General features: G+C 51.1%; 1 rRNA gene. It reads left to right on the top strand.

Going from position 1 to position 2,188, the window contains the following annotated elements:
* Window positions 1–24 precede the first annotated feature (24 nt).
* A 23S ribosomal RNA gene (locus ACTJJ9_RS26105) occupies window positions 25–2,188 on the top strand; the annotation flags it as partial.

Below are 2,188 nucleotides of genomic sequence, written 5' to 3'. Positions count from 1 at the left end.
ATAAAAAGACATGAAAATGTCGAAGGTTAAGTTGTTAAGGGCGCACGGTGGATGCCTTGGCACTAGGAGCCGATGAAGGACGGTACTAACACCGATATGCTTCGGGGAGCTGTAAGTAAGCTTTGATCCGGAGATTTCCGAATGGGGGAACCCACTGCTCGTAATGGAGCAGTATTATTACCTGAATCAATAGGGTAATAAAGGTAGACCCGGGGAACTGAAACATCTAAGTACCCGGAGGAAGAGAAAGCAAACGCGATTTCCTGAGTAGCGGCGAGCGAAACGGAATTAGCCCAAACCAAGAGGCTTGCCTCTTGGGGTTGTAGGACACTCTATACGGAGTTACAAAGGAACGGAGTAAATGAAGAGGTCTGGAAAGGCCCGTCAAAGAAGGTAACAACCCTGTAGTTGAAACTTCGTTCCCTCCAGAGTGGATCCTGAGTACGGCGGGACACGTGAAATCCCGTCGGAAGCAGGGAGGACCATCTCCCAAGGCTAAATACTCCCTAGTGACCGATAGTGAACCAGTACCGTGAGGGAAAGGTGAAAAGCACCCCGGAAGGGGAGTGAAAGAGATCCTGAAACCGTGTGCCTACAAGTAGTCAAAGCCCGTTAATGGGTAATGGCGTGCCTTTTGTAGAATGAACCGGCGAGTTACGATCCCGTGCAAGGTTAAGTTGAAGAGACGGAGCCGCAGCGAAAGCGAGTCTGAATAGGGCGAAAGAGTACGTGGTCGTAGACCCGAAACCAGGTGATCTACCCATGTCCAGGGTGAAGTTCAGGTAACACTGAATGGAGGCCCGAACCCACGCACGTTGAAAAGTGCGGGGATGAGGTGTGGGTAGCGGAGAAATTCCAATCGAACTTGGAGATAGCTGGTTCTCTCCGAAATAGCTTTAGGGCTAGCCTTGAAATGAGAGTCTTGGAGGTAGAGCACTGATTGGACTAGGGGCCCCCATCGGGTTACCGAATTCAGTCAAACTCCGAATGCCAAAGACTTATATTCAGGAGTCAGACTGCGAGTGATAAGATCCGTAGTCAAGAGGGAAACAGCCCAGACCACCAGCTAAGGTCCCAAAGTATACGTTAAGTGGAAAAGGATGTGGAGTTGCTTAGACAACCAGGATGTTGGCTTAGAAGCAGCCACCATTTAAAGAGTGCGTAATAGCTCACTGGTCGAGTGACTCTGCGCCGAAAATGTACCGGGGCTAAACGTATCACCGAAGCTGTGGATTGTTCTTTCAGAACAATGGTAGGAGAGCGTTCTAAGGGCTGTGAAGCTAGACCGTAAGGACTAGTGGAGCGCTTAGAAGTGAGAATGCCGGTATGAGTAGCGAAAGATGGGTGAGAATCCCATCCACCGAATGCCTAAGGTTTCCTGAGGAAGGCTCGTCCGCTCAGGGTTAGTCGGGACCTAAGCCGAGGCCGAAAGGCGTAGGCGATGGACAACAGGTTGATATTCCTGTACCACCTCCTCACCATTTGAGCAATGGGGGGACGCAGAAGGATAGGGTAAGCGCGCTGTTGGATTAGCGCGTCCAAGCAGTTAGGCTGACAACGAGGCAAATCCCGTTGTTATCTAAGGCTGAGCTGTGATGGCGAGGGAACTATAGTACCGAAGTTCCTGATTCCACACTGCCAAGAAAAGCCTCTAGCGAGGTGAGAGGTGCCCGTACCGCAAACCGACACAGGTAGGCGAGGAGAGAATCCTAAGGTGAGCGAGAGAACTCTCGTTAAGGAACTCGGCAAAATGACCCCGTAACTTCGGGAGAAGGGGTGCTTTTTCAAGGTTTATCCTTGCGAAAAGCCGCAGTGAATAGGCCCAGGCGACTGTTTAGCAAAAACACAGGTCTCTGCGAAGCCGCAAGGCGAAGTATAGGGGCTGACGCCTGCCCGGTGCTGGAAGGTTAAGAGGAGAGGTTAGCGCAAGCGAAGCTTTGAATTGAAGCCCCAGTAAACGGCGGCCGTAACTATAACGGTCCTAAGGTAGCGAAATTCCTTGTCGGGTAAGTTCCGACCCGCACGAAAGGCGTAACGATCTGGGCACTGTCTCAACGAGAGACTCGGTGAAATTATAGTACCTGTGAAGATGCAGGTTACCCGCGACAGGACGGAAAGACCCCGTGGAGCTTTACTGTAGCCTGATATTGAATTTTGGTACAGCTTGTACAGGATAGGTAGGAGCCTT

It is taken from the genome of Metabacillus sp. 22489, assembly GCF_052044855.1.
Lineage (GTDB): Bacteria > Bacillota > Bacilli > Bacillales > Bacillaceae > Metabacillus > Metabacillus niabensis.
The sequence above is the reverse complement of the archived record's forward strand: the minus strand, read 5'-3'. Positions and strand labels throughout refer to the sequence as shown.